We start from the raw sequence: 26,999 nt of genomic DNA, 5'->3' as shown, positions 1-26,999 counted from the left end.
GTGAACCCTTCGCTCGCGCTGGCCACCGTGATCGTCGACGAGCTGATCCGGCACGGTGTCACCGACGTCGTGCTCTGCCCGGGGTCACGCTCGGCGCCGTTCGCGTACGCGGTGCACGACGCCGACCGGGCGGGCCGCATCCGGCTGCACGTCCGGGTCGACGAGCGCTCAGCAGCGTTCACCGCGCTCGGGCTGGCGAAGGTCACCCGCGTGCCGGTGCCGGTCATCACCACGAGCGGGACGGCGGTCGTCAACCTCTTCCCGGCCGTCCTGGAGGCCAGCCAGGCCAGCGTCCCCATGGTCGTGATCACCGCCGACCGCCCCGCCGAGCTACGCGGGACCGGGGCGAACCAGACCACCGACCAGGTCAAGATCTTCGGACGCGCGACCCGCTGGTTCCACGAGACGGCCAGCCCCGAGCGGCGCGAGGGCCAGAACGGCACCTGGCGCAGCGTGGTCGGCCGGGCCATCGCCGAGAGCCGCGGCCTGCCGAGCGGCGACCCCGGGCCGGTGCACCTCAACATCCCGTTGCGCGAGCCGCTCGTCCCGACCGGCGAGGCGCAGGAGTGGCCCGAGTCGCTGGCCGGTCGCGAGCAGGAGCAGCCGTGGCTCGCGCTGCGGGCGCCGCACAGCCACCCGCCGGCCGTCACCGGCCCCGGGATCGCGCCAGTCCCGCGCACGCTCGTCCTGCTCGGCGACCTCCCCGACCCCGCCCAGGGCGGGGAGCTGGCCGACCTCGCGGCCGCGGCGGGCTGGCCGATCGTGGCCGAGCCGTTCGGCCGGTACCACCGCGGCCGGGTCAGCCCGCACGGCCCGCTGCTGCTCAGCGCGACGGACTGGCTCGAGCGCAACCTGCCCGAGCGCGTCCTCGTCGGCGGCCGGGTCACCCTCTCCCGCGACGTGGCACGCCTGCTGCGCCACCCCGAGGTGACGGTCGAGGCGGTCACGCCCCTCACCACCTGGGCGGACGCCTCCCACGTCGTCCGGCGCGTCCACGACTGGGCCGACATCGAGCGCAGCCACTCCGCGGTCGCCGCCTGCGTCGACCGGGCCTGGGGTGCGGCGTGGCGCAAGGCGGGCAGCCTGATCGGCACCCGGGCCGACGAGGTGGTGGACGCCTCGTGGCCGTCCGGGCTCGCGGTGGCGGCGACCGTCGCCCACCACGTGCCGGCCGGCGGGGCGCTCTACGTCGGATCGTCCAACTCCGCGCGCGACCTGGACCTGGGCCGCGACCCGCAGCGCGTCGCGCGCGACGTCGTCTCGGTGTCCAACCGAGGGCTGGCCGGCATCGACGGCGTCGTCAGCTCGGCCGTGGGCATGGCCCTGTCGCGGCCGGGCCACGCGAACGTCGCCCTGATGGGTGACCTGACGTTCCTGCACGACTCGAACGGGCTGCTCATCGGTCCGCACGAGCCCGTGCCCGATCTGACCGTCGTGGTCGTCAACGACGACGGCGGCGGCATCTTCGGAACCCTCGAGCCGGGTCACCCCGACCTGGCGGATGCGTTCGAGCGGGTGTTCGCGACCCCGACCGGGACCCGGATCGCCGAGCTGTGCGCCGCTCACGGCGTCGAGCACGAGCTGGTCACCGACCGTGACCGCCTCGTCGAACGGATCGCGAGGCCTGGCAACGGAATTCAGGTGGTCGAGGTCCCGGTCAGCCGGGACGGGCAGCGTGACCTGCGGGCGCGGCTGCGAACCGTCGCCGCCGAGGCGCTCGCGGAGAGCTAGAAGCCGACGGCCGCGACCGGCGCCTGCGCAGCTCGCATCGCCGTGTCCAGCGCTGCGACCGAGCCGTCCGTCACCTCGGTGAGCAGCCCCGCCTGCTGCTGAGCCACCAGGCTGCGTGCCCCGAGGTACGCCGACGCGAGGGTCTGGGTCGTGAGCCGGACGTCGGGGGTCGCGTCCGTACGGTTCGCTGTGCCCCGGCCCTGCTCGTCGACGACGAGCCGCCACCGGCCATGGTTCGCCGGGCAGGCGGCGTCCTCGACCTCCAGCACCACGTCGCACTGCGCCGCGTACCCCCGGGCACCCAACGCCGTCGGCAGGTCGACCAGACGCACCCACAGGCTGTCGCTCGTGGCGTCCTGGATGCCCCTCGGACCGCCGGCCCACGCCGCGATCGGGTCGTCGACCGAGCGCCACCGGATCGTCACCGAGGTGGTGAGGTCGAGGTCGACGAGCCGCCGCAGGAGGGCGAGCTCGGCGGCTGGGGTCCCCACCAGCTCGATGACTCCGACCTCGCCCGCCGCGGAGCCGTTCTCCCAGTCGAGCTTGCGCCGGAACCACGCGAACCCGACGTCGGTCCCGTCCTGCTGGGCGAGCAGCACCCGCTGGACCTCCCGCTCGCGCACACTCGCCGGTGAGTCGACGGTGAAGCGCGTGTAGAGGCGTTCCTCGCGGACGACGGCGCCGAGACGGTCGGCGCCGACGCGCAGCGACACCTCCCGCATCCGGGCCGGTACCCCCGGGTCGGCGGCGTCGGTGAGCCGCGTGCGGAGAGCACTCGCGGCGTCCTCGAGGCCGGGTGCCGTGAGCCTCGCGCCGCGGCTCAGGCGCAGGGTGCACTCCCAGGAGGCGACGCCGTACCCGTGCCGGCCGTAGATGGCGGGCTCGCTCGCCTTCAGCACCGACAGGCCGGACCAGTCGCCGTCGCCGACGCGGGAGAAGTGGTCGCGCAGCATCGCGGTGAGGACGCCGCGGCGTCGCTCGTCGGGGTGGACGCCCACCCAGGTGAGCCCGGCGACGGGGACCTGCCGCAGCGTGCCGAGCGGCCCCGGAACGGTCAGCTCCAGCGGGTAGACGCCGTACACGCCGGCGTACGTGCGCTCGTCGGCCCCGTCGACCTCGGCGCCGAACATGCTGTTCTCGCCGAAGCCGGCCAGCAGCTGCTCGGTGGTCGCGACGGGCGGCTCGTCGAACCACACCAGCAGGTCGGTGTTCAGGTAACGCTCGGGGTCGCTCGCGGGTCCCACCCGCACATCAGCCATACGGCCGAGTCAATCGCCGTACGCCGCCGGCGGCAATCGAGTTCGCGGTCAGTCGTCGGCGAGGGCGTGCCGCATCGGGAGCAGCTTGGCCTCCGACTCGGCCAGCTCGGCGTCCGGGTCGGAGCCGGCCACGATGCCGCACCCGGCGAAAAGCCTGATACGAGAGGGGTTCTCGGCGTCGACCTGGCCGCAGCGCAGGGCGATGCCCCACTCGCCGTCGCCGTTGCCGTCCATCCAGCCGACCGGCCCGGCGTACCGGCCGCGGTCCATCCGCTCCAGGTCGTCGATGACCTCGGCGGCCGTGACCGTGGGCGTGCCGCACACGGCGGCGGACGGGTGCAGCGACTCGGCGAGGGTCAGCGACGAGACCTCGTCGGCGAGGACGCCCGCGACGTCGGTCGCCAGGTGCATGACGTTCGGCAGGTGGAGCACGAACGGCGCCTCGGGGACGTTCATCGACCGGCAGTGCGGACGCAGCGCGTCGGCCACTGAGCGAACGGCGTACTCGTGCTCCTCCAGGTCCTTGGACGACCGGGCGAGCTTGGCCGCGAGGGCGAGGTCGTGCTCGTCGTCGCCGGTGCGCCGGATCGTGCCGGCCAGGATGCGTGAGTGCACGAGGCCCTTCTCGCGGCGGACCAGCAGCTCGGGAGTGGCGCCGGTCAGACCGTCGACGGCGAAGGTCCAGGTGTTGGCGTAGCTGGACGCCAGGCGCGACAGCAGCCAGCGGGCGTCGAGCGGTGCGCTCGCCACGACGTCGACGTCCCGGGCGAGGACCACCTTGTCGACGTCACCGCCCTGGATGCGCCGGACGGCGGCGTCGACGGCCTCCGACCACTGCGCGCCGGTGAGCGCGCCGTCGGCGTACGTCACGTCCGTGGGGGCGACCGGTGCGGGCTGCGCCGAGAGGCGCGCGGGGGCCGGGATCTCACCGGCCGAGCTGATGGTGGTGACCCAGGAGACCCCGTCCCGCCGGCCGACCACGACCTGGGGGACGACGAGGCTCGCGCCGGCGGCGGAGGTGCTGCGGAAGGCGAACGAGCCGAACGCGACCGGACCCGTGCCGGGGCGGCGGACGTCGTCGCGCACGACCGCCCGGCCGGCGACGTCCCGCCACCAGCGGGAGGCTCGCTCGAACCGGTCCCGGCCGGTGGTGTGCACCGCGGCCGCCCGTCCCCAGCCGACCATGCCGTCGCCGTCGCGGATCCAGGACATCAGGTCCTGCGGCGCCGCGTCACGGGGGAGCAGGTCGATCAGATCCCCCGGATCGGCGACCTGGCGGGTGCGCGCGACCAGGAGGGGGAGTGGCGATGGGGGAGCCGCCGGTTCTGAGGTCACGAGGGCACACATTAGGCGACGACTCCGGGTGCCGCCCTCCCTCTCAGGTGTGGCATCGGCCTCCCCGAGGTGGCGCACAGGTGGTGGTGGAGGATGACGTGCATGAACCGCGCCAGCCTCGACAAGCGTCCTGCGGACGTCGCCCGGATGTTCGACGACGTGGCGGCTCGCTACGACCTCACCAACGACGTCCTGTCGATGGGCCAGGACCGACGCTGGCGTCGGCTCGTGCACGAGGCGGTCGCCCCGGCGGCCGGGGAGCGGGTGCTGGACATCGCCGCCGGTACGGGCACGAGCAGCCAGCCGTTCCACCTCGACGGGGTGCACGTCGTCCCCGCGGACTTCTCGATCGGCATGCTGCGCCAGGGCAAGAAGCAGCTGCCGCACCTGCCGTTCACCGCCGCCGACGCGATGCGGCTGCCGTTCGCGGACGACGCGTTCGACGCGGTCACGATGTCCTTCGGCCTGCGCAACGTGGTCGACCCCGTCGGTGCCCTGCGCGAGTTCGGCCGGGTCACCCGGCCCGGTGGCCGGGTCGTGATCTGCGAGTTCTCCACGCCGACCCACCCGGCCTTCCGCAAGGTCTACAGCGAGTACCTGATGCGCTCGCTGCCGCGCATCGCGAGCCGCACCGGCTCCAACACCGAGTCCTACGTCTACCTGGCCGAGTCGATCCGCGACTGGCCGGACCAGCAGGGGATGGCGGACCGGCTCCGGGACGCCGGCTGGTCGCGTCCGGAGTGGCGCAACCTCTCCGGCGGGGTGGTGGCGCTGCACCGCGCCGTCCAGGCGGCGTGAGGGATCTCACCGCGCTGCGCTCACGAGGTTAGGTCGTCCTCAGTACGGGGGTGTTGACGATCGGGCCTAAGGTGGGGGAGTTCGTGAAGAGAATCACAAGCGCAAGGACGCGAACGTGAGCCAGCACACCCCCGCTTCACCCTCCGAGGAGACCGCGGACGTCATCGTCGTCGGTGCCGGTCCGGGCGGTTCCGCCACTGCCGCGTACCTGGCCATGTCCGGCCTGGACGTCCTGCTGCTGGAGAAGACGGCCTTCCCCCGCGAGAAGGTCTGCGGCGACGGCCTCACCCCGCGCGCGGTGCGCGAGCTCATCACGCTCGGCATCCCCACCCCCGAGTCCGAGGGCTGGATCCGCAACAAGGGTCTGCGCATCGTCGGCGGCGGCATGCGCCTGCAGCTGGACTGGCCGGACCTGTCGACCTTCCCGCCGTACGGCCTGGTCCGCACCCGGCAGGACTTCGACGACATCCTCGCCCAGCACGCGGTCAAGCACGGCGCCCGGCTGCGGGAGCGCACCAACGTCACCGGCGCGATCCGGGACGACGCGACCGGTCGGATCACCGGTGTCACCGCCAAGGAGATGGACGAGCGCGGGCGGGCCACCGGTCGGGTGCTGCGCTACGACGCACCGCTGGTCATCGCCGCCGACGGCAACTCCTCGCGGCTCTCGCTCGCGATGGGCCGCGAGAAGCGCGAGGACCGCCCGATGGGTGTGGCCGTGCGGACGTACTACACCAGCCCGCGGCACGACGACGACTACCTGGAGTCCTGGCTGGAGCTGTGGTCCAAGGACGCGCAGGGCAAGGACGTGCTGCTTCCCGGGTACGGGTGGATCTTCGGGGTCGGCGACGGCACCAGCAACGTCGGCCTCGGCATCCTCAACACCTCCAGCGCCTTCGGAAAGACCGACTACAAGGACGTCATGCGTCGCTGGGTCGCGACGATGCCGCAGGAGTGGACGTACAGCGACGAGACCATGGTCGGCGACATCCGCGGCGCCGCGCTGCCGATGGGCTTCAACCGCCAGCCGCACTACGCCGACGGGCTGCTGCTGGTCGGTGACGCCGGCGGCATGGTCAACCCGTTCAACGGCGAGGGCATCGCCTACGCGATGGAGTCCGGCCGCCTGGCCGCCGAGGTCGTCGCGCAGGCGTTCGCGCGCGCCGACGACGCCGGCCGCGAGCGGGTCCTGCAGGGCTACCCGGCCGTGATGAAGAACGCGCTCGGCGGGTACTACACGCTCGGGCGGCACTTCGCGAAGGTCATCGGCTACCCCGAGGTCATGCGACTTGCGGTGAAGTACGGACTTCCGCGAGAGACGATGATGAAGTACGTGCTGAAGGTGATGGCCAACCTGTCCGAGCCGCACGGCGGTTCGGCAGGCGACCGGTTGCTCAACGCCCTGTCCCGGATCGCCCCCGCGGCCTGAGACATGGGTACCGCCACGACGAGTACGACGCGCCGCACCGTCGGCGTACGGAAGGAGCCTGCGAAGTGAACGGGCTGACGTCCTACTCCTACGCCCCGTTGCTGTTCTTCGCGGCGATCGGCGCCGGGTTCGCGGTGTTCTCCGTCGCCGCCGGTGCCCTCGCGGGGCCCAAGCGCTACAACCGCGCCAAGCTCGAGGCGTACGAGTGCGGCATCCAGCCGAGCCCGCACGCCGAGGGCGGCGGCCGGGTGCCGATCAAGTACTACCTGACGGCGATGCTGTTCATCATCTTCGACATCGAGTCGGTGTTCCTCTACCCGTTCGCGGTCGCGTTCGAGCAGATGGGGCTCTTCGCCCTCGTCGAGATGGTGCTGTTCATCCTCACCGTCTTCGTGGCGTACGCGTACGTGTGGCGTCGCGGCGGCCTGGAGTGGGACTGACGATGAACGGCCACAAGGACTTCGGAAGGAGCTGCTGAGATGGGTATCGAGGAGAAGCTCCCCGCGGGCTTCCTGCTGACCACGGTCGAGCAGATCGCGGGTTACATGCGCAAGAGCTCGGTGTGGCCGGCGACGTTCGGTCTCGCCTGCTGCGCGATCGAGATGATGGCCGTCGGCACGCCCGACTACGACATCGCCCGGTTCGGCATGGAGCGCTTCAGCGCGACTCCGCGCCAGGCCGACCTGATGATCGTCGCCGGCCGGGTCAGCCAGAAGATGGCGCCGGTCGTGCGTCAGGTGTACGACCAGATGCCCGAGCCCAAGTGGGTCATCTCGATGGGCGTGTGCGCCAGCTCCGGCGGCATGTTCAACAACTACGCGATCGTCCAGGGCGTGGACCACATCATCCCGGTCGACGTGTACCTGCCGGGTTGCCCGCCGCGTCCGCAGATGCTGCTGAACGCGATCCTGGAGCTGCACGACCAGATCCAGAACAGCAAGCTCGGCGTCAACCGGGTGCACGCGGCCCGCGCGGCCGAGAAGGCCGCGCTCGAGGCGACGCCGACCCACGCGATGAAGGGACTGCTCGCGTGAGCGACGACGGCAAGGACTCGCGCGACGAGCCCGAGAGCAAGGTCACCGAGGAGAAGGCGGCCCAGCCGGAGACGAAGGCCGACGAGGCCAAGTCCGCCGACGTCCCGGCCACCGACGCCAAGGGCTCGCAGAGCCCCACGGACAAGCCCGTGGCGGGCGACCCCGCGACCGGTCCGGTCAAGGACCCCGCGCTCGCGCCGGAGAAGTCGCTCACCGAGGCCGCCCAGGAGGGCGCCGTCCTCCCGCAGGAGCAGCTGGACACCGAGCCGGTCGTCATCGCGCAGCGGCAGGGCATGTTCGGCCCCTCGCTCGGCAACGACACCACGGGCTACGGCGGGCTCAAGCGGCCGGTGCTGTTCCCCGGCAGCTCGCCCAAGCCGTACGGCGGCTGGTTCGACCGGCTGACCGACGACCTGACCGGTGCACTGGAGCGGACCGGAGGGGCCTCGTACGACGACGCGGTCGAGCGCGTGGTCGTCGACCGCGGCGAGCTGACGCTGTTCGTGCGCCGCGAGCACCTGCTCGGGATCGCACGGATGCTGCGCGACGAGCCGAGCCTGCGCTTCGAGATGTGCATGAGTGTCTCCGGCGTGCACTACCCGCAGGAGACCGGTGCCGAGCTGCACGCGGTCTACCACTTCCTGTCGGTCACGCACGGCAGCCGCCGTGTCCGGGTCGAGGTCACCTGCCCCGACACCGACCGGCACATCCCCTCCGTCGTGAGCGTCTACCCCGGGGCCGACTGGCACGAGCGCGAGACCTGGGACATGTTCGGGATCGAGTTCGACGGCCACCCGGCCCTCACCCGGATCCTCATGCCCGACGACTGGCCGGGCCACCCGCAACGCAAGGACTACCCGCTCGGCGGCATCCCGGTGGAGTACAAGGGCGCCACCGTGCCCCCCGCGGACGAGCGGAGGTCGTACAGCTGATGTCGACACAGGCAACGAACGACGTGTACGGGGCGGCGACCCCGGGCGACGCCGAGGGCGCACCGGTCATCAACGCCTTCGGTGGTGACTGGGACGACGTGTCGCAGGAGGCGGCCGCACTCCACGAGGAGCGCATCGTCGTCAACATGGGTCCGCAGCACCCGTCGACGCACGGCGTGCTCCGGCTCATCCTCGAGCTGGACGGTGAGACGGTCACCGAGGCCCGCGCGGGCATCGGCTACCTCCACACCGGCATCGAGAAGAACATGGAGTACCGCACCTGGACCCAGGGCGTGACGTTCTGCACCCGCATGGACTACGTCATGCCGCTGTTCAACGAGGCCGTCTTCTGCCTCGCGGTCGAGAAGGCGCTCGGCATCACCGAGCAGGTCCCTGAGCGCGCCCAGGTCATCCGCGTGCTGATGATGGAGCTCAACCGCATCACCTCCCACCTGGTCGCCCTCGCGACCGGTGGCATGGAGATGGGCGCCACCACCGTCATGACGATCGGCTTCCGCGAGCGCGAGCGCATCCTGTCGATCTTCGAGATGGTCACCGGCCTGCGGATGAACAACGCCTACATCCGTCCCGGCGGCGTCGCGCAGGATCTCCCGGCCGGCTGCATCGACCAGCTCCGCGAGACGATCCCGCTGGTGCGCAAGGGGATCGGCGAGCTCGAGAAGCTCCTCATGGAGAACCCCATCCTCAAGGGCCGCACGGTCGACGTCGGCTACCTCGACCTCACCGGCTGCATCGCGCTCGGCCTCACCGGCCCGGTGCTGCGCTCCACCGGCCTGCCGCACGACCTGCGCAAGTCGGACCCGTACTGCGGGTACGAGACGTACGACTTCGACGTGCCGGTCACCGACACGTGCGACGCGTACGGCCGGCTGAAGCTGCGCGTCGAGGAGATGCACGAGTCGCTGAAGATCGCCGAGCAGGCCATCGAGCGGCTGGACGCCGGCAGCGGCCCGGTCATGGTCGAGGACAAGAAGATCGCCTGGCCGGCGCAGCTCGCGGTCGGTGCGGACGGGCAGGGCAACAGCCTGGACCACATCCGCACGATCATGGGCGAGTCGATGGAGTCGCTCATCCACCACTTCAAGCTGGTGACCGAGGGCTTCCGGGTGCCGCCGGGCCAGGCGTACGCCGCGGTCGAGTCGCCTAAGGGCGAGCTGGGCTGCCACGTCGTCTCCGACGGCGGAACGCGTCCGTACCGCGCGCACTTCCGTGACCCCAGCTTCAACAACCTGCAGGCCACGGCCGCGATGGCCGAGGGCGGCGCCGTCGCCGACGTCATCGTCGCGGTGGCGAGCATCGACCCGGTGATGGGAGGGGTGGACCGCTGATGAGCGAGAACCACGGACCGCTGCACGTCCAGACGCCGCTGCGCGCCAGCGACGAGCCGTACGACCCGCAGACGCTGGCCGACCTCGTCCGCGACGCGGAGCTGATCGTCGCGCGCTACCCGCAGAAGCGCTCGGCGCTGCTGCCGCTGCTGCACCTGATCCAGAGCGTCGACGGGTACGTCACCGGGCGCGGCGTGACGTTCTGCGCCGAGCAGCTCGACCTCACCGAGGCCGAGGTCTCGGGCGTCGCGACGTTCTACACCCAGTACAAGCGCCACCCCAACGGCGAGTACACCGTCGGTGTCTGCACCAACACGCTGTGCGCGGTCATGGGCGGCGACCTGATCTGGGACACCGTCTCGGAGCACCTGGGCATCGGCCACGACGAGACGACCGAGGACGGCAAGGTCACCCTCGAGCGCGTCGAGTGCAACGCGGCATGCGACTACGCGCCCGTCGTGATGGCCAACTGGGAGTTCTTCGACAACCAGACCCCCGAGTCGACCGTCCGGCTGGTCGAGGACCTGCGCGCGGGCAAGGACGTCACGCCGACCCGCGGCGCCACCTCGGTGTGCTCGTTCAAGCAGATGTCGCGCGTGCTCGCGGGGTTCTCCGACGGCCGCGCGGACGAGGGCGTCGGCGCAGGGCCGGCCTCCCTGGAGGGCCTGCGCATCGCCTCGGGCGAGCAGACGTACACCCGTACCGCACCGGCTCCCGCCCCCGAGGCATCGAAGGAGCAGCAGTCATGACCGACCTGACGCCGATCCTCACCGAGTTCTGGGACCACCCGAACAGCTGGACCCTGGAGACGTACGAGGACAAGCAGGGCTACCAGGCGCTGCGCAAGGCGCTGGCCATGCCGGCCGCCGACCTGGTCCAGATGACCAAGGATTCCGGTCTGCGCGGTCGTGGCGGCGCCGGCTTCCCGACCGGAATGAAGTGGGGCTTCCTGCCCCCGCCGGACGGCGGCCCCCGCTACCTGGTGGTCAACGCCGACGAGTCCGAGCCGGGCACCTGCAAGGACATCCCGCTGATGATGGCGGCGCCGCAGTTCCTCATCGAGGGTGTGGCGATCACCTCCTACGCCATCGGCTGCAACCACGCCTTCATCTACCTGCGCGGCGAGGTCGTGCACGTCTACCGCCGGCTGCTGCGCGCGGTCGAGGAGGCGTACGCCGCGGGCTACCTCGGCAAGGACATCCTCGGCACCGGCTTCGACCTGGACGTCACCGTGCACGCCGGCGCCGGCGCGTACATCTGCGGTGAGGAGACCGCGCTGCTGGACAGCCTCGAGGGCCGTCGCGGGCAGCCGCGCCTCAAGCCGCCGTTCCCGGCCGTCGCCGGTCTGTACGCGCGTCCGACCGTCGTCAACAACGTCGAGTCGATCGCCTCGATCCCGCCGATCCTGTCGCGCGGAGCAGACTGGTTCGCCGACATGGGCACCGAGAAGTCCCAGGGCTTCGGCATCTTCAGCCTGTCCGGTCACGTCACCCGTCCGGGTCAGTACGAGGCGCCGCTCGGCATCACGCTGCGCGAGCTCGTCGACATGGCGGGCGGCATCCGCGAGGGTCACCGGCTGAAGTTCTGGACGCCGGGTGGCTCCTCGACGCCGATCTTCACCGACGCGCACTGGGACGTCCCGCTGGACTTCGAGTCCGTCGCGGCGGCCGGCTCGATGCTCGGGACCCGCGCGCTGCAGATCTTCGACGAGACCGTGTCGGTCGTGCGGGCCGTCTCGCGCTGGACCGACTTCTACGCCCACGAGTCGTGCGGCAAGTGCACGCCGTGCCGCGAGGGCACCTTCTGGCTGAAGCAGATCATGACCCGGCTCGAGCACGGCCAGGGCACCCAGGAGGACATCGACAAGCTCGTCGACATCTGCGACAACATCCTGGGCCGCAGCTTCTGCGCGCTCGGTGACGGCGCCACCTCGCCGATCACCTCGGCCGTGCAGTACTTCCGCGAGGAGTTCGGGGCCGGCACCAGCCAGCCCTGGTGGGAGCTCTTCCCGCCGGAGAAGTCCGTGCTTTTCCCCGTCCGCGCCAAGGAGACCGTGAGCGCATGAGCACCGTCACCTCACCCGCCGCCGGCGGGAACGCCGTCTCGTCCGGCGGCGACGCCGCGGTGCCGGCCAAGCCGGCCGAGATCGGCCTGACCGTCGACGGCGTCGAGGTCAGCGTGCCCAAGGGGACGCTGATCATCCGGGCCGCCGAGCAGGTCGGCATCCAGATCCCGCGCTTCTGCGACCACCCGCTGCTGGAGCCGGTCGGCGCCTGCCGCCAGTGCCTGGTCGAGGTCTCGACCAAGGCGCCGGACGGCTCGATGCGACCGATGCCGAAGCCGCAGGCCTCCTGCACGATGGAGGTCGCCGAGGGCATGGAGGTCAAGACCCAGCAGACCTCCCCGGTCGCCGACAAGGCCCAGCACGGCGTGATGGAGCTGCTGCTCATCAACCACCCGCTGGACTGCCCGGTCTGCGACAAGGGCGGGGAGTGCCCGCTGCAGAACCAGGCGATGTCCAACGGCCGGCCGATGTCCCGCTTCGAGGACGTCAAGCGCACGTTCCCCAAGCCGATCAACATCTCCTCCCAGGTGCTGCTGGACCGCGAGCGCTGCGTGCTCTGCGCGCGCTGCACCCGCTTCTCCGACCAGGTCGCCGGCGACCCGTTCATCGCGCTCATCGAGCGTGGTGCGCTGCAGCAGGTCGGCATCTACGAGGAGCAGCCGTTCGAGTCCTACTTCTCGGGCAACACGGTTCAGATCTGCCCGGTGGGCGCGCTCACCGGCGCGGCGTACCGGTTCCGGTCTCGCCCGTTCGACCTGGTCTCCACGCCGAGCGTGTGCGAGCACTGCGCCGACGGCTGCGCCATCCGCGTCGACCACCGCCGCGGCGTCGTGCTGCGCCGCATGGCGCTGGAGGACCCGGCGGTCAACGAGGAGTGGAACTGCGACAAGGGCCGGTGGGCGTTCACCTACGCCACGGCCAAGGACCGCCTCGACGCCCCGCTGGTGCGGGACGCCGAGGGCCGGCTCCAGGTGTCCGGCTGGCCCGAGGCGCTCGCCGCCGCGGCCGACGGCCTGGCCAAGGCCCGCGCGGCCGGTGGCGTCGGTGTCCTCACCGGTGGCCGCCTGAGCGCCGAGGACGCGTACGCGTACAGCAAGTTCGCGCGTCTCGTGCTCGGCACCAACGACGTCGACTTCCGCGCCCGCCCGCACTCGGTCGAGGAGGCCGAGTTCCTCGCGCACGCGGTCGTTGCGACCGGCCCGGACGCCGGTGCGGTCACCTACGCCGACGTCGAGCGGTCGGCCTCGACCTTGCTGGTCGGGCTGGAGCCGGAGGACGAGTCGCCGATCCTGTTCCTGCGGCTGCGCAAGGCGTGGCGCAAGAACAAGAGCGAGATCTTCTCGCTCGCGCCGTACGCCACCCGTGGCCTGGAGAAGATGGGCGGCACCCTGGTGCCGACGGCTCCCGGCACCGAGGCCGAGGTGCTCGGCGCGCTCGGCACCGGCGACGGTCCGCTGGCCCGCGCCGGTGAGGCGCTCGGCCGCGACAGCCTGATCCTGGTCGGCAGCCGGACGGCGTCCGTGCCCGGTGCGCTGTCCGCGGTCCTGGCCCTCGCCGACGCCAAGGGCGCCCGGATCGCCTGGGTCCCGACCCGGGCCGGTGAGCGTGGCGCGCTGGAGGTCGGCGCCCTGCCGAACCTGCTGCCCGGCGGCCGCCCCGTCGGCAGCGCCGAGGCGCGTTCGCAGGTCGGTGCGGTCTGGGGGGCCGGCGAGCTCCCCGACGCCGTCGGCCGCGACACCGCCGCGATCCTGACGGCAGCCGCGGACGGCACGCTCGCCGGCCTGGTCGTCGCCGGTGTCGACCCGGCCGACCTGCCGGACCAGAAGGCCGCGACCGCCGCGCTGGAGCGGGCGTTCGTGGTGGCGCTGGAGATCCGCAAGGGCGAGCTGCCGGCGTACGCCGACGTCGTCCTGCCGATCGCCCCGCAGCAGGAGAAGGCCGGCTCGTTCGTCAGCTGGGAGGGACGCGTGCGTCCGTTCGAGCAGGCGCTGGAGTCGGTCGCCATGCCCGACCACCGGGTCCTGGACCTGCTCGCCGCCGAGATGGGGGAGTTCCTCGGAACCCGATCGGTGGCCGAGATCCGCGCCGAGATGGCCGAGCTCGGTCCGTGGACCGGCGCCCGTCCGGTCCGTCCGCGGGTGAGCAACGGCAGCGTGCCCCGGCCGCTGGTCGGCGAGGCCGTGCTGGCCACCTGGGCGCAGATGCTGGACCAGGGCCGGATGCAGGCGGGGGAGCCATTCCTCGCCGGGACGGCCCGCACGCCGGTCGCCCGCGTCTCCGCCGCGACGGCCCGCGAGGTCGGCGTGACCGACGGTCAGGGCCTGGCGGTCTCGACCCGGCACGGCGCGATCACCCTGCCGGTCCTGATCACCGACATGCCCGACCACGTCGTCTGGCTGCCGACCAACTCGCCGGGCTCCGCCGTCCGCGCAACCCTGTCCGCGGACAGCGGCACCATCGTGCAGCTGGCCGTGGCTGCGACCTCGAAGGAGATCAGCGCATGAGCACGCTCGCGGCGCTCGCGGCGACCACGGACAACCCGGTGGCCGACTTCGGCGACACCCCGTGGTGGCTCTCGCTGGTCAAGGCCCTGTTGGTCTTCGTCTTCCTGCTGATCAACACGCTGCTGGTCATCTGGTTCGAGCGCCGCGTGATCGGCCGGATGCAGCAGCGTCCCGGCCCGAACCGCGCCGGCCCGTTCGGTCTGCTGCAGACCCTCGCCGACGGTGTGAAGCTCGCGCTCAAGGAGGACATCGTCCCCAAGGCCGCGGACAAGATCATGTTCTGGGCGGCCCCGGCGATCGCCGGCGCGATGGCCTTCGTGTCGTTCGCGATCATCCCGATGGGCGGCACCGTCTGGATGTTCGGCCACAAGACGCCCCTGCAGCTGACCGACACCCCGATCGCCACGCTGCTCGTGCTGGCCGTCGCGGGTGTGGGCGTGTACGGCATCGTCCTCGCGGGCTGGTCTTCCGGTTCGACGTACCCGCTGCTCGGTGGTCTGCGCAGCTCGGCCCAGGTGATCTCGTACGAGATCGCGATGGGCCTGGCGCTGGTCGCGGTCTTCCTCTACGCGGGCTCGATGTCGACCAGCCAGATCGTGTTCGCCCAGAACGACCTGTGGTACATCGTGCCGGCGTTCTTCTCCTTCGTGGTGTACGTCATCACGATGGTCGGCGAGACCAACCGGCTCCCGTTCGACCTCGCCGAGGGTGAGGGCGAGCTGACCGGTGGCTTCCACACCGAGTACTCCTCGCTGAAGTTCGCGATGTTCTTCCTCGGCGAGTACGTCAACATGTTCACCGTCTCGGCGCTGGCGACCACGCTGTTCCTCGGCGGACCGGCGGCGCCTCCCGGCATCGCGGCCATCGGCGACGGCATGCTCAACGGCGGCTGGTGGGGCCTGCTGTGGTTCGTCGTGAAGCTGTGGCTGTTCATGTTCTTCTTCGTCTGGCTGCGCGGCTCGCTGCCGCGCGTCCGGTACGACCAGTTCATGCGGCTGGGCTGGAAGGTCCTCATCCCGACGACGCTGGTGTGGGTCGTCATGGTGGCCTTCATCCGCGCCGCCGAGCTGGGCTTCCTCGGCGACAGCAAGGTGAGCCTGCTGGGTCGTGACTTCCCACGCGCGACCCTGTTCATCATCGCGTGCATCGCGCTGGCCGTCCTCGTGGCGGCGTGGTTCTACGACAACCACCAGGTGAAGCGGCGGGCCGAGCTGGAGGAGGCTCGCGCCATGGACGAGGAGATCGACCCGTTCGCCGGCGGCCACCCCGTCCCGCCGCTGCCCGGACAGCGACTGGTCGAGCCGCCGCTCGCGCTGAGCGCCGCCCGTCCCGCACCCGTGACCGACTCAGGTTCGGAGGAGAACCGTGGCTGACCGCAAGCCGCCCCAGGACAAGGAGCCGGGCCTCGGCGCGAAGATCGCCGGCTTCGGCGTGACCTTCGGGACGATGTTCCGCAAGATCGAGACCGAGCAGTACCCGGAGGAGAAGCGCCCCACGCAGCTGCGCTTCCACGGCCGGCACCAGCTCAACCGTCACCCCGACGGGCTGGAGAAGTGCGTCGGCTGCGAGCTGTGCGCCTGGGCCTGCCCGGCGGACGCGATCTTCGTCGAGGGCGCCGACAACGACGACGCCGCCGGCGAGCGGTTCTCGCCCGGCGAGCGCTACGGCCGCGTCTACCAGATCAACTACCTGCGCTGCATCTTCTGCGGGCTGTGCATCGAGGCGTGCCCGACGCGCGCGCTCACGATGACCAACGAGTACGAGTTGGCCGACGACAACCGCGCCGACCTGATCTTCACCAAGGAGCAGCTGCTCGCGCCGCTGCAGAACGGCATGCTCGCTGCCCCGCACCCGATGGTCGAGGGCATGGAGGAGCGCGACTACTACCAGGGCAAGGTCAGCCAGGCGACGCCGGAGCAGGCGGCCTGGATGGACCAGCGCGAGCGCGAGCTCGCCGCGGCGGACGCCGCGCACGACGGGAAGGACCCGGCATGACCGTCGGAGGTGCGGAGTCCGCACTGTTCTGGATCGCCGGGCCGCTCGCGGTGGCCGGCGCCCTGGCGCTGCTCTTCGCGCGCAAGGCCGTGCACGCGGCGGTCGGGATGGCGACCGCGATGATCGTGCTGGGCATCTTCTACATCGCCCAGCAGGCCGAGTTCCTCGGCGTCATCCAGATCTTCGTCTACTCCGGCGCGGTCATGATGCTGTTCCTGTTCGTCATCATGCTCATCGGCGTCGACTCCTCCGACTCGCTGGTGGAGACGATCCGCGGTCAGCGCTGGGCGGGCCTGCTGCTCGCCGCGGGCCTGGCCGCGATCACCATCGCCGGCATCGGCAAGGCGGCGTTCGGCACCCCGCGCGGTCTGGCCGAGGCCAACAAGGACGGCAACGTCAGCGGTGCCGCGCGACTCATCTTCGGTGACTACGTGTGGGCCTTCGAGGCCACCAGCGCCCTGCTGATCACCGCCGCGCTCGGCGCGATGCTGCTTGCCCACCGCGAGCGACTCACCCCGAAGGCCACCCAGGCGGACTGGTCCCGGGAGCGGATCCGCAGCGGCGAGAACGTCGCCGGTCTGCCCGCCCCCGGTGTGTACGCCCGCCACAACGCCGTCGACACCCCGGCCCTGCTGCCGGACGGCAGCCCGGCCGAGCTGTCGATCTCGCGGGTGCTGCGGGCACGCGGCCAGGTCGGCACGACCGGAGCCCTCACCCAGGTCACCCAGGAGATCGAGCACGAGGTCGGCGACGAGAGCGACGAGCAGGCCACGACGCGGAAGGACGACGACGCATGAGCCTCACGAACTACGTCTACCTGTCCGCGATCCTGTTCTCGATCGGCGCCGCGACGGTGCTGCTGCGCCGCAACGCGATCATCGTCTTCATGGGCGTGGAGCTGATGCTCAACGCCGCCAACCTGGCCTTCGTCACCTTCGCCCGGATGCACGGGCAGCTGGACGGCCAGGTCATCGCCCTGTTCGTGATGGTCGTGGCGGCCGCGGAGGTCGTCGTCGGCCTCGCGATCATCATGGCCATCTTCCGTGCGCGTCGGTCGGCCTCGGTCGACGACGCCAACCTGCTGAAGCTGTAAGGAGCCGGCGTGCCTCACCTGAGTACCGCGGCCGTGCTGGTGGCCGAGTCCACCGGCACGGTCCATGACGCCACCGGGACGGCGTCGTACGCCTGGCTGCTGGTGGCCCTGCCCCTCGCGGGAGCAGCGATCCTGCTGCTCGGCGGCAAGACGCTGAACAAGATCGGCCCCGCCCTGGCGACCGGGTTGTCCTGGGCCAGCTTCGGCGTCGGCGTCGCGATCATCACCGAGATGCTCGGCCGTGGCGCCGAGGAGCGTGCGCAGCACCTGCACCTCTACTCCTGGATGCCCGCCGGCGGCTTCAACCTGGACGCCGGCCTCCAGCTGGACCAGCTGTCCCTGACGTTCGTCATGCTGATCACGTTCGTCGGCTCGCTGATCCACGTGTACTCCCTGGGGTACATGGCGCACGACCCGGACAAGCGCCGGTTCTTCGCCTACCTCAACCTCTTCATCGCGGCCATGCTGCTGCTGGTGCTCGCCGACTCCTACCTGCTGCTGTTCGTCGGCTGGGAGGGCGTGGGCCTGGCGTCGTACCTGCTCATCGGGTTCTGGAACTGGAACCCGGCGTACGCCACGGCGGCCAACAAGGCGTTCATCGTCAACCGTGTCGGCGACGCCGGCATGCTGCTGGCGATCTTCACGATGTTCGCGACGTTCGGCCGGGTGGACTTCGCCGGGGTGAACGCCGCCGTCGGCAACGCCTCGCAGGGCGCCCTGACCGCGATCGGCCTGCTGCTGCTGGTGGGAGCGTGCGGTAAGTCCGCGCAGTTCCCACTGCAGAGCTGGCTGGGCGACGCGATGGCCGGCCCGACGCCGGTGTCCGCGCTCATCCACGCGGCGACCATGGTGACCGCCGGCGTCTACCTGATCGTGCGCAGCAGCGCGATCTTCGACGCCGCCCCGGACGCGCGCCTCGCCGTCACGATCGTCGGCGCGATCACGCTGCTGTTCGGTGCGATCGTCGGTTGCGCCAAGGACGACATGAAGAAGGCGCTGGCCGCCTCGACCATGTCGCAGATCGGCTACATGGTGCTCGCCGCCGGGCTCGGCCCGGTGGGGTACGCCTTCGCGATCTTCCACCTGCTCACGCACGGCTTCTTCAAGGCCGGCATGTTCCTCGGCGCCGGCTCGGTCATGCACGGCATGAACGACCAGGTCGACATGCGCCGCTTCGGTGGCCTGGCCACCTTCATGAAGATCACCTGGATCACCTTCGGTCTCGGCTGGCTGGCCATCATCGGCTTCCCCGGGCTGTCCGGCTTCTGGTCCAAGGACAAGATCATCGAGTCGGCCTTCGTCGGCGACGGCTGGCGCCCGTGGGTGTTCGGCCTCGCCGCGCTGATCGGCGCCGGCATCACCGCGTTCTACATGTCGCGGCTGTTCTTCATGACCTTCCACGGCAAGCGCCGCTGGACCGAGGACGTGCACCCGCACGAGTCGCCGGCCACCATGACGGTGCCGATGATGATCCTCGGGTTCGGCTCGGCGTTCCTGGGCCTGGCGCTCGGCCCGACCGGCGTCATCACCGACTGGCTGGAGCCGGTCGTGGGCGGCGGCGAGGAGCACCACCCGGTGCTGGCCGTGCCGGTGATCACCGGTCTGACGCTGGTGCTCGTCGCGGGCGGCGTCGCGCTGGCGTGGCTGCGGTACCTGCGTGACGCCGTACCCGTCACCCCGCCCGTCGGGTCGGTCGCGACACGCGCGGCACGCCGCGACCTGTTCCAGGACGACGTCAACGAGGCGCTCCTCGCGCGTCCGGGTCTGCACCTGACCCGCGCGCTGGTCTACGCCGACAACAAGGGCGTCGACGGCGCGGTCGGCGGTACGGCCGCCATGATCGGCGGCACGTCGGCCCGCATCAAGCGTGTCCAGAACGGCTACGTCCGGTCCTATGCCCTGACGATGCTGCTCGGCGTCGTCGCAGTTCTCGGTGTCGTGTGGGTGGTTCAGTGATGTCCGACTTTCCCTGGTTGACCGCTCTGGGGGTCATCCCTCTCGTCGGTGCGCTCGTCGTCGGGTTCCTGCCCGGCGGTGCTGCCCGGCTGGCCCGTCCGCTGGCGCTGGGCTTCTCGCTGCTGACCCTCGTGGTCGGGATCCTCGCCGCGTTCCAGTTCAGCTGGGACGGCGCCGGTCGTGAGCAGTTCCAGCTCACCGAGACCCACTCCTGGATCAAGCAGTTCGGCGTCTCGTACGCGCTGGGCGTCGATGGCATCGCGCTCAGCCTGATCCTGATGAGCCTGGTGCTGGTGCCGATCTGCCTGGTCGCCGCGTGGGACGACGTCCCCCACCCGGGCCGCCGGCAGCAGACGTACTACGCGCTCATGCTGGTGCTGCTGACGTTCATGATCGGCGTCTTCTCCGCGACCGACGTCTTCCTGTTCTACGTGTTCTTCGAGGCGATGCTGATCCCGGTCTACTTCCTGATCGGGTCCTTCGGCGGCGCCAACCGGCAGTACGCCGCGGTGAAGTTCCTGCTCTTCTCGCTGCTCGGCGGGCTGATCATGCTCGTCGCCGTCATCGCGCTGTACGTCCAGGGCCCAGGTGGCGCGGACGGCTTCCTGATCTCCCGTCTCACCGGCCTGGACATCTCCACCGGGACCGAGCGCTGGCTGTTCGTCGGCTTCTTCTTCGCCTTCGCGGTGAAGGCGCCGATGTGGCCGGTGCACACCTGGCTGCCCGACGCCGCCACCGAGGCGCGCCCGGCGACTGCCGTGCTGCTCGTCGGCGTGCTGGACAAGGTCGGCACCTTCGGGATGATCCGCTTCTGCCTGCAGCTCTTCCCGGACGCCGCCAAGTGGGCCACGCCGGTCGTGATCACCCTCGCGGTGATCTCGATCCTGTACGCGGCGCTGGTCGCCATCGGTCAGACCGACATGATGCGGCTGATCGCGTACACCTCGGTGAGCCACTTCGGCTTCATCGTGCTGGGCATCTTCGCGATGACCAGCACCGCGCACCTCGGCTCGACGCTGTACATGGTCAACCACGGGTTCACCACGGCCGCGCTGTTCCTGTTCGCCGGCATGCTGGTCGCGCGCCGTGGCAGCAAGAACATCGGCGACTACGGCGGCTGGCAGCGGGTCACCCCCGCGCTCGGCGGCGTGTTCCTGGTGGCCGGTCTGTCCGCGCTGTCGCTGCCGGGCCTGAACTCCTTCGTCTCCGAGTTCCTCGTGATGGCAGGGGCGTTCGCCAAGTACAAGGTCGCGACGTCGATCGCCGTCGCGGGCGTGGTCCTCGCGGCGCTCTACATCCTGCTGATGTACCGCGACGTGATGACCGGTCCGAAGCCCGAGCTCGAGAGCGTCGGTGCCGCCGACTCTGCCGGCACGTCCGCAGGCACGCCCGCCGGTGCGACGAGCATGGTGCGCGACCTGACGGCGCGCGAGAAGCTGGTCGCCGCTCCGCTGATCGCCCTGCTCGTGCTCCTCGGCTTCTTCCCGAAGCCGGCGCTGGACCTGCTGCGTCCCGCGGTCAGCACGACGCTGCACTACGTCGGCGTCAGCGACCCCAAGCCCGATGTCCTGCCCGCCGCCGACAGCACGTCCGGTGGTTCTGCTGAGGGGAGCTCCAAGTGACCGCCGCGCTGAGCAGCGTGCCCGCTGCCGACTTCGTCGCGACGAAGGTCGAGTACGCCGCAGTCCTGCCGATGTTCATCGTGTTCGGCATGGCTCTGGTCGGGGTCCTCGTCGAGGCGTTCGCGCCGCGGCGGGTGCGGTACCCGATTCAGTTGGTGCTGACCCTCGGGGGTCTGGTCGCCGCGTTCCTGGTGCTGGTCCTGTACTCCCGCGACCACCAGGCCAAGACGGCCGGTGGCGCGATCGTGATCGACGGCCCGGCGCTGTTCCTCCAGGGCACGGTGCTGGTCCTCGGGGCCGTCGGCCTGCTGGCGATGGCCGAGCGGCTGGACAGCGCGGCTCCCGACACGTTCACCCAGTCCGGGTCGGCCGTGCCGGGCTCTCCCCAGGAGGCCGCCGCGGTCCGGATGGGCGCGACGACCACCGAGGTCTTCCCGCTCGTCCTGTTCGCGATCAGCGGCATGATGATGTTCCCCGCGGCCGGTGACCTGCTGACGATGTTCGTCGCGCTCGAGGTGCTCTCGCTGCCGCTGTACATCCTCACCGGCCTGGCCCGACGCCGTCGCCTGCTGTCGCAGGAGGCCTCGCTGAAGTACTTCCTGCTCGGCGCGTTCTCCTCCGCGTTCTTCCTGTTCGGGTCTGCGCTGATCTACGGCTTCGCCGGTTCGGTGCGCTTCGGCGAGATCGCCAAGGCCGTGCCCCAGGTCGGCGGGATGGACAGCATCGCCGTGCCGGGCGTCCTGCTGATCGCGGTCGGCCTGCTCTTCAAGATCGGCGCGGTGCCGTTCCACTCCTGGACGCCGGACGTCTACCAGGGGGCCCCGACGCCGGTGACCGGCTTCATGGCCGCCTGCACCAAGATCGCCGCCTTCGGTGCGCTGCTGCGAGTGCTGTACGTCGCGTTCGAGGGGCTGCGCTGGAACTGGCAGCCGGTGGTCGCGGTCGTCGCCGCCCTGACGATGATCGTCGGCGCCGTGCTGTCGGTGACGCAGACCGACGTCAAGCGGCTGCTCGCGTACTCCTCCATCACCCACGCCGGGTTCGTCCTGGTCGGGGTCCTGGCGATGGACCGGACCGGGGTCTCCTCCACGATGTTCTACCTGGTCGCGTACGGCTTCTCGACGATCGCCGCGTTCGCGCTGATCGCCCTCGTCCGCTCGTCCGGCTCGGAGGCGACCCACCTGTCCCAGTGGGCCGGTCTGGGCAAGAGCAGCCCGGTCCTGGCGGGAGCGTTCTCGTTCCTGATGCTGGCGTTCGCGGGCATCCCGCTGACCTCCGGCTTCACCGCGAAGTTCGCGGTGTTCGGAGCGGCCATCGCCCACGACGGCACCTGGCTGGCCGTGATCGGTGTCCTCGCCTCGGCGGTGACGGCGTTCGTCTACGTCCGGGTGATCGTGCTGATGTACTTCTCCGAGCCCTCCGGTGACACCGCGGTGCTCACGCCGTCGGTGCTGACCTCGACCGCTGTGACGATCGGCGTCGCCGCGACCCTGCTGCTGGGCATCGTCCCGTCGCCGCTGCTGGACCTGGCGCACGACTCGTCGCTGTTCCTGCCATGACCACGTCCGCGCCGCTCGCCGTCCTGCCCGGGCTGTCCGAGGAGCTCAGCGCCCGTCTGTTCGAGGGGCTGGGTGAGGTCGACCGCCGGCTGCGCGAGGTCGTCGACCACGACGACCCGTTCATCGCCGGTGCGTCGCACCACCTGGTGGACGCGGGCGGCAAGCGGTTCCGTCCGCTGCTGACCCTGCTGACCGCCGAGCTGGGCTCGGGCCGCAACGCCCAGGTGGTCGACGCCGCCGCCGGGGTGGAGCTGACGCACCTGGCTTCGCTCTACCACGACGACGTCATGGACGAGGCGAGCGTGCGCCGCGGCGTCCGCAGCGCCAACGCCGCGTACGACAACTCGACCGCGATCCTGGTCGGTGACCTGCTGTTCGGGAAGGCCTCCGAGCTCGTGGCCGGCCTCGGCTCGGACGCCGTGCTGATCCAGGCGCAGACGTTCGTCCGGCTGTGCGCCGGGCAGATCCAGGACGAGCGGCAGGCGCCCCGGGGTGCCGACCCGATGCAGCACTACCTGCAGGTGCTGGCCGACAAGACGGGCGTCCTCATCGCGACCGCGGCCCGCTACGGCGCGATGTTCGGCGGCTGTCCGGACTCGACGGTCGAGGTGCTGCGCGAGTACGGCGAGCTGGTCGGCATGGTCTTCCAGCTGTCCGACGACATCCTCGACATCACCTCCGAGCAGGACGAGTCCGGCAAGATGCCCGGCACGGACCTGCGCGAGGGCGTGGTCACGCTGCCGGTGCTGTACGCCCGCGCGTCCGACGACCCGGCCGACGCGCGGCTGCAGGAGCTGCTGAGCGCCGACCTCACCGACGACACGCTGCACGCGGAGGCGCTGGACCTGCTGCGGTCGCACGCCGCGGTCCGGCAGGCCCGCGAGCACACCATCGGCCTGGCGCAGCGCGCGGCCGACCTCATCGCCACGCTGGGCGACGGGCCGGCGCAGGACGCGCTGCGCCAGCTGCCCCTGGCCGTGGCACGCCGCACGGCCTGAGACAGCCGGCGTTCAGAGCGCCGGTCGCTCGCGGAAGATCCACCGCCGCATCGCCGCGAACCGGACCGCCGTCGCGACCAGGTTCGCGACAGCGACGACGGTCGTCGCGACGCCGGTGCCCGCACCGTCGGTGACGGCGTTCAGCACGGCCAGGGCGAGCGCCGTCGTGGACCAGGTGATCGCGAAGATCAGCAACGCCTGGCCGTGCTGCACCAGCGCGCGGGACCGGCCCCGTACCCCGAAGGTCCACGACCGGTTGGCCGCGGTGTTGAGGACGGTAGCCACCAGCAGCGCGAGCAGGTTCGCCGCCTGCCGCTCGATCCCGCCGGTGGCGAGCAGGGCGAACAGGCCCAGGTGCAGCACGGTGCTCAGCACCCCGACCACGGCGAACCGCGCGAGCTGACCGCCGAGCGGCGAGCCGGAGCGAGCGACCTGGACGACCGGGCCGTCGGGTCCGTCGAGGACCACCGAGCCGCGTCCGAGCCGGCCGGCGATGTCGTCCACGGGCAGGGCGCCGGACCGCAGCGCTCGCCGTACCCGCAGCACGCCACGCAGGTCGTCCTTGGCGGTCCGGAGGACATCGACGCGGCTGTCCGGGTCGTCGTACCAGTCGACCGGGACCTCGTGGATGCGCAGCCCGCAGCGCTGGGCGAGGACGAGCAGCTCGGTGTCGAAGAACCAGGTGTCGTCCTCCACCAGGGGCAGCAGCTCCTGGGCCACGTCCCGTCGGATCGCCTTGAACCCGCACTGGGCGTCGGAGAACCGCGCACCCAGCCCGAGCCGGAGCACCCGGTTGTAGCACCGCGAGATCACCTCTCGCTGCGTACCCCGAACGACGTTGGCGCCGTGGGCGATCCGTGATCCGATCGCCAGGTCGGAGTGGCCGGACAGCAGGGGAGCGATGAGTGGTCCGAGCGCCGCCAGGTCGGTCGACAGGTCGACGTCCATGTACGCGAGGACCGGCGCGTCGCTGGCGAGCCACACCTGCCGCAGTGCCCGGCCGCGACCCTTCTCGGGGAGGACGACCACCGCCACCTCGGGCAGCGCGTCCTGCAACCGGTGCGCCACCGCCAGAGTGCCGTCGGTGCTGGCGTTGTCGGCCACCGTGATCCGGAACGGGTAGACGAGGTGCTCGACCAGGTAGGTGTGCAGTCGCGTGATGGAGGCAGCGAGCACGTGCTCCTCGTTGTACACCGGGACGACCACGTCCAGCACGGCGGTGGGCCGGACGGCGCCGGCCGGGACCGGCGCCGTCGGGCTCTGCAGGGTTGTCATGTCCGGATCTCCCTGGTTCTCAGCGCTGCTCAACTGCCCGAGGACGGCTGGGTGAGGTCGTAGAACGTCTGCCCGCCGATCGTCACCGACGTGAAGTTCTGCTGGACCCAGCTGCTGATCTGGCTTCCGGTGCCGCTTCCACCCATGCCACCGCCCATGCCGCCGCCGGCGAGGAAGTAGTGGATCTTGCCCTCGGCGACGTACTGCTTGAACTGTGCGAGCGTCGGGCTCGGGTCGGAGCCGTTGAACCCGCCGATCGCCATCACCGGCAGCTGGGAGCCCAGCTGGAGGCCGGCCGCGTTCTGCGAACCGATGGCCGCGGCGACCCAGGTGTAGGTCGAGGCGTCGCTGCGCAGGGCCTGCACGACCGTGCTGCTGGCGGTCGAGGCGTTCAGCAGACCGCCCATGCCACCAGCAGGACCCGCCTGCGTCGTCCCACCAGGTGCGCCACCCGTACCGCCGGGCGGACGACCGCCGCCGCCACCACCCGGACCACCCATGCCGCCGGTGCTCGGACCCGCGGTGACGATCGAGCCGGTGTGCGCCTGCTGCACGGTGTCGATGCTGTACGCGGCCGGGCCGGCGAGTCCGGCGGCCAGCGCACCCGCGAGCACCAGCGGAACGGCCCGACGGTGCATCCAGCGCAGCGCGAGCAGGAGCAGCGCGGCCGCCATGCCGACGGCGAGGACGCCGATCCGCAGCGGGCCGAACGCGGTCGTGCGGGACAGCAGGATGAAGCTCCAGGTCGCGGCCGCTGCCGTGGCCGCAGCGAGGGTGACCGAGCCGACCGAGCGGTCCCGGCGCTGCCACGCCTCCCAGCCGCCGAGGCCGACGAGCGCGGCGATCGCCGGGGCCAGGGCCACGGTGTAGTACTCGTGGAAGATGCCGGCCATGAACGAGAACGTCAGCATCGTGACGACCAGCCAACCGCCCCACACCAGGTACGCGGCGCGGCGCAGGTCTGAGCGAGGCGCGCGGCCACGCAGGACCAGGCCGACGACCAGCAGGATCAGCGCGGACGGGATCAGCCAGCTGATCTGACCGCCCACCGAGGAGGAGAACATCCGGAACAGGCCGGTCTGACCCCAGCCGCCGCCTCCACCACCGCCGCCGACGGAGCCGGACTCGTTGCCGTTGATCCGGCCGAGGCCGTTGTACCCGAACGTCAGCTCCAGGAAGGAGTTGGTCTGGCTGCCGCCGATGTAGGGCCGCGCGCTCGCCGGGACGAGCTCGACGACCGCGACCCACCAGCCGGCGGACAGCACCATGGCCGCGACGCCCGCGAGGGCGCCGATCACTCTGCGCGGCAACGAGGTCCGCGCGGCGACGAGGTAGGCGATGCCGAAGAACGGTACGACCAGCAGGACCTGCAGCGTCTTGGTCAGGAAGCCGAGCCCGATGAAGGCACCGACCAGCACCATCCACCGGACCGAGCCCTTCTCGATCGACCGCATCGTCGCCCAGGCGCCGAGGGCCATCAGGAAGGTGAGCAGCGCGTCCGGGTTGTTGAACCGGAACATCAGCACGGCCACCGGGGTGAGCGCCATGACGGCGCCGGCGACGAGACCGGCCGCCGCGGACGCGTACCGCTTGACCGACGCGTACACGACGGCGACGGTGCCGACCCCCATCAGCACCTGGGGCAGCAGGATGGCGAACGAGCTGAGCCCGAGCACCCGGACGGACAACGCCATCAGCCACAGGGAGGCGGGTGGTTTGTCGACGGTGATCGAGCTCGCGGCGTCGGAGCTGCCGTAGAAGAACGCCTTCCAGCTGTCGCCGCCCGCCTGCACGGCGGCGGAGTAGAAGGAATTCGCGTACCCGCTGGCCGTCAGGTTGGTGACGTAGAACGCCGCCGTCGCCAGCAGCAGGGCCAGGAGCGCCGGGCGCGCCCAGCGCGGGTCGTCGTCGGGGCCGCGCCACCAGCGTCGGCCGCGTGACCGGACGGGGGCGGCGACTGCGCCCTCGGACCCGGTCGGCGTGCCTCGCCGGCGGCTCGCGGAGGAGCCTGGGGTGAAGGTCATGGTGTCCATGGCGAGGAGATTCGCGACGGGCGCTGTGCGGA

At 71.2% G+C, this 26,999-nt stretch carries 22 protein-coding genes; 18 read left to right on the top strand and 4 right to left on the bottom strand.

The window, feature by feature from the left end; all coding sequences use genetic code 11:
• Positions 1 to 1,731 carry a 2-succinyl-5-enolpyruvyl-6-hydroxy-3-cyclohexene-1-carboxylic-acid synthase gene (menD, locus tag P4R38_RS09980; RefSeq protein ID WP_277192014.1) on the top strand — a complete coding sequence of 577 codons (1,731 nt, stop codon included), beginning with the start codon at positions 1 to 3 and terminating at the stop codon, positions 1,729 to 1,731.
• On the opposite strand, the gene P4R38_RS09975 is transcribed toward menD, so the two are convergent.
• Both P4R38_RS09975 and P4R38_RS09970 read right to left on the bottom strand, forming a co-directional pair.
• Positions 1,728 to 2,990, bottom strand: a complete 1,263-nt coding sequence (locus tag P4R38_RS09975) for a GNAT family N-acetyltransferase (RefSeq protein WP_277192013.1) — start codon at positions 2,988 to 2,990, stop codon at positions 1,728 to 1,730. The genes menD and P4R38_RS09975 overlap by 4 nt on opposite strands.
• Positions 2,991 to 3,038: 48 nt before the next feature.
• The gene (locus P4R38_RS09970; protein ID WP_275237578.1) at positions 3,039 to 4,325 is read right to left on the bottom strand and encodes an isochorismate synthase; all 1,287 of its coding nucleotides are present in this window, start codon (positions 4,323 to 4,325) and stop codon (positions 3,039 to 3,041) included.
• A gap of 102 nt (positions 4,326 to 4,427) precedes the next feature.
• On the opposite strand from P4R38_RS09970, the gene P4R38_RS09965 reads away from it, so the two are divergent.
• The 17 genes from P4R38_RS09965 (at position 4,428) to P4R38_RS09885 (ending at position 23,659) form a co-directional block, all read left to right on the top strand.
• Positions 4,428 to 5,123: a demethylmenaquinone methyltransferase gene (locus P4R38_RS09965; protein ID WP_277192012.1), complete on the top strand. Its 696-nt coding sequence runs from the start codon at positions 4,428 to 4,430 to the stop codon at positions 5,121 to 5,123.
• 115 nt (positions 5,124 to 5,238) lie between these two features.
• Positions 5,239 to 6,552, top strand: a complete 1,314-nt coding sequence (locus P4R38_RS09960; protein WP_275237580.1) for a geranylgeranyl reductase family protein — start codon at positions 5,239 to 5,241, stop codon at positions 6,550 to 6,552.
• A 65-nt stretch (positions 6,553 to 6,617) separates the two neighbouring features.
• Positions 6,618 to 6,992 (top strand): NADH-quinone oxidoreductase subunit A, encoded by a 375-nt coding sequence (locus P4R38_RS09955; RefSeq protein WP_457609444.1) that lies wholly within the window; start codon positions 6,618 to 6,620, stop codon positions 6,990 to 6,992.
• A gap of 39 nt (positions 6,993 to 7,031) precedes the next feature.
• Positions 7,032 to 7,586, top strand: a complete 555-nt coding sequence (locus tag P4R38_RS09950) for a NuoB/complex I 20 kDa subunit family protein (RefSeq protein ID WP_277192011.1) — start codon at positions 7,032 to 7,034, stop codon at positions 7,584 to 7,586.
• A 149-nt stretch (positions 7,587 to 7,735) separates the two neighbouring features.
• Positions 7,736 to 8,518, top strand: coding sequence for an NADH-quinone oxidoreductase subunit C (locus tag P4R38_RS09945; protein ID WP_275237799.1), 783 nt, complete (start codon positions 7,736 to 7,738; stop codon positions 8,516 to 8,518).
• Positions 8,518 to 9,867, top strand: coding sequence for an NADH-quinone oxidoreductase subunit D (locus P4R38_RS09940; protein ID WP_277192009.1), 1,350 nt, complete (start codon positions 8,518 to 8,520; stop codon positions 9,865 to 9,867). The genes P4R38_RS09945 and P4R38_RS09940 overlap by 1 nt, the downstream gene beginning before the upstream one ends.
• Entirely contained in the window at positions 9,867 to 10,616 is a 750-nt protein-coding gene (gene nuoE, locus P4R38_RS09935; RefSeq protein ID WP_277192008.1) for an NADH-quinone oxidoreductase subunit NuoE, read from the top strand. Before P4R38_RS09940 ends, nuoE begins: the two co-directional genes overlap by 1 nt.
• Entirely contained in the window at positions 10,613 to 11,932 is a 1,320-nt protein-coding gene (gene nuoF / locus P4R38_RS09930; RefSeq protein ID WP_277192007.1) for an NADH-quinone oxidoreductase subunit NuoF, read from the top strand. Before nuoE ends, nuoF begins: the two co-directional genes overlap by 4 nt.
• Complete coding sequence (locus tag P4R38_RS09925; protein WP_277192006.1) at positions 11,929 to 14,436, top strand: NADH-quinone oxidoreductase subunit G; 2,508 nt, start codon at positions 11,929 to 11,931, stop codon at positions 14,434 to 14,436. Before nuoF ends, P4R38_RS09925 begins: the two co-directional genes overlap by 4 nt.
• Positions 14,433 to 15,809 carry an NADH-quinone oxidoreductase subunit NuoH gene (nuoH, locus tag P4R38_RS09920; RefSeq protein ID WP_277192005.1) on the top strand — a complete coding sequence of 459 codons (1,377 nt, stop codon included), beginning with the start codon at positions 14,433 to 14,435 and terminating at the stop codon, positions 15,807 to 15,809. The genes P4R38_RS09925 and nuoH overlap by 4 nt, the downstream gene beginning before the upstream one ends.
• Positions 15,802 to 16,431, top strand: a complete 630-nt coding sequence (gene nuoI / locus P4R38_RS09915) for an NADH-quinone oxidoreductase subunit NuoI (RefSeq protein ID WP_275237587.1) — start codon at positions 15,802 to 15,804, stop codon at positions 16,429 to 16,431. The genes nuoH and nuoI overlap by 8 nt, the downstream gene beginning before the upstream one ends.
• Positions 16,428 to 17,228 (top strand): NADH-quinone oxidoreductase subunit J, encoded by an 801-nt coding sequence (locus P4R38_RS09910; protein WP_277192004.1) that lies wholly within the window; start codon positions 16,428 to 16,430, stop codon positions 17,226 to 17,228. The genes nuoI and P4R38_RS09910 overlap by 4 nt, the downstream gene beginning before the upstream one ends.
• Positions 17,225 to 17,524, top strand: a complete 300-nt coding sequence (gene nuoK / locus P4R38_RS09905) for an NADH-quinone oxidoreductase subunit NuoK (RefSeq protein ID WP_275237589.1) — start codon at positions 17,225 to 17,227, stop codon at positions 17,522 to 17,524. The genes P4R38_RS09910 and nuoK overlap by 4 nt, the downstream gene beginning before the upstream one ends.
• Before the next feature lie 18 nt (positions 17,525 to 17,542).
• Complete coding sequence (gene nuoL / locus P4R38_RS09900; protein ID WP_277192278.1) at positions 17,543 to 19,480, top strand: NADH-quinone oxidoreductase subunit L; 1,938 nt, start codon at positions 17,543 to 17,545, stop codon at positions 19,478 to 19,480.
• Positions 19,480 to 21,102 carry an NADH-quinone oxidoreductase subunit M gene (locus P4R38_RS09895; RefSeq protein WP_277192003.1) on the top strand — a complete coding sequence of 541 codons (1,623 nt, stop codon included), beginning with the start codon at positions 19,480 to 19,482 and terminating at the stop codon, positions 21,100 to 21,102. Before nuoL ends, P4R38_RS09895 begins: the two co-directional genes overlap by 1 nt.
• Entirely contained in the window at positions 21,099 to 22,661 is a 1,563-nt protein-coding gene (gene nuoN, locus P4R38_RS09890) for an NADH-quinone oxidoreductase subunit NuoN (protein WP_275237591.1), read from the top strand. Before P4R38_RS09895 ends, nuoN begins: the two co-directional genes overlap by 4 nt.
• The gene (locus P4R38_RS09885) at positions 22,658 to 23,659 is read left to right on the top strand and encodes a polyprenyl synthetase family protein (protein ID WP_277192002.1); all 1,002 of its coding nucleotides are present in this window, start codon (positions 22,658 to 22,660) and stop codon (positions 23,657 to 23,659) included. The genes nuoN and P4R38_RS09885 overlap by 4 nt, the downstream gene beginning before the upstream one ends.
• Before the next feature lie 12 nt (positions 23,660 to 23,671).
• Here P4R38_RS09885 and P4R38_RS09880 read toward each other — a convergent pair whose 3' ends face one another.
• Both P4R38_RS09880 and P4R38_RS09875 read right to left on the bottom strand, forming a co-directional pair.
• Positions 23,672 to 24,934 (bottom strand): bifunctional glycosyltransferase family 2/GtrA family protein, encoded by a 1,263-nt coding sequence (locus tag P4R38_RS09880; protein WP_277192001.1) that lies wholly within the window; start codon positions 24,932 to 24,934, stop codon positions 23,672 to 23,674.
• 29 nt (positions 24,935 to 24,963) lie between these two features.
• Entirely contained in the window at positions 24,964 to 26,967 is a 2,004-nt protein-coding gene (locus tag P4R38_RS09875; protein ID WP_277192000.1) for an ArnT family glycosyltransferase, read from the bottom strand.
• Between the last annotated feature and the right edge of the window lie 32 nt (positions 26,968 to 26,999).

This window comes from Luteipulveratus flavus (genome assembly GCF_029439465.1).
Lineage (GTDB): Bacteria > Actinomycetota > Actinomycetes > Actinomycetales > Dermatophilaceae > Luteipulveratus > Luteipulveratus flavus.
The sequence above is the reverse complement of the archived record's forward strand: the minus strand, read 5'-3'. Positions and strand labels throughout refer to the sequence as shown.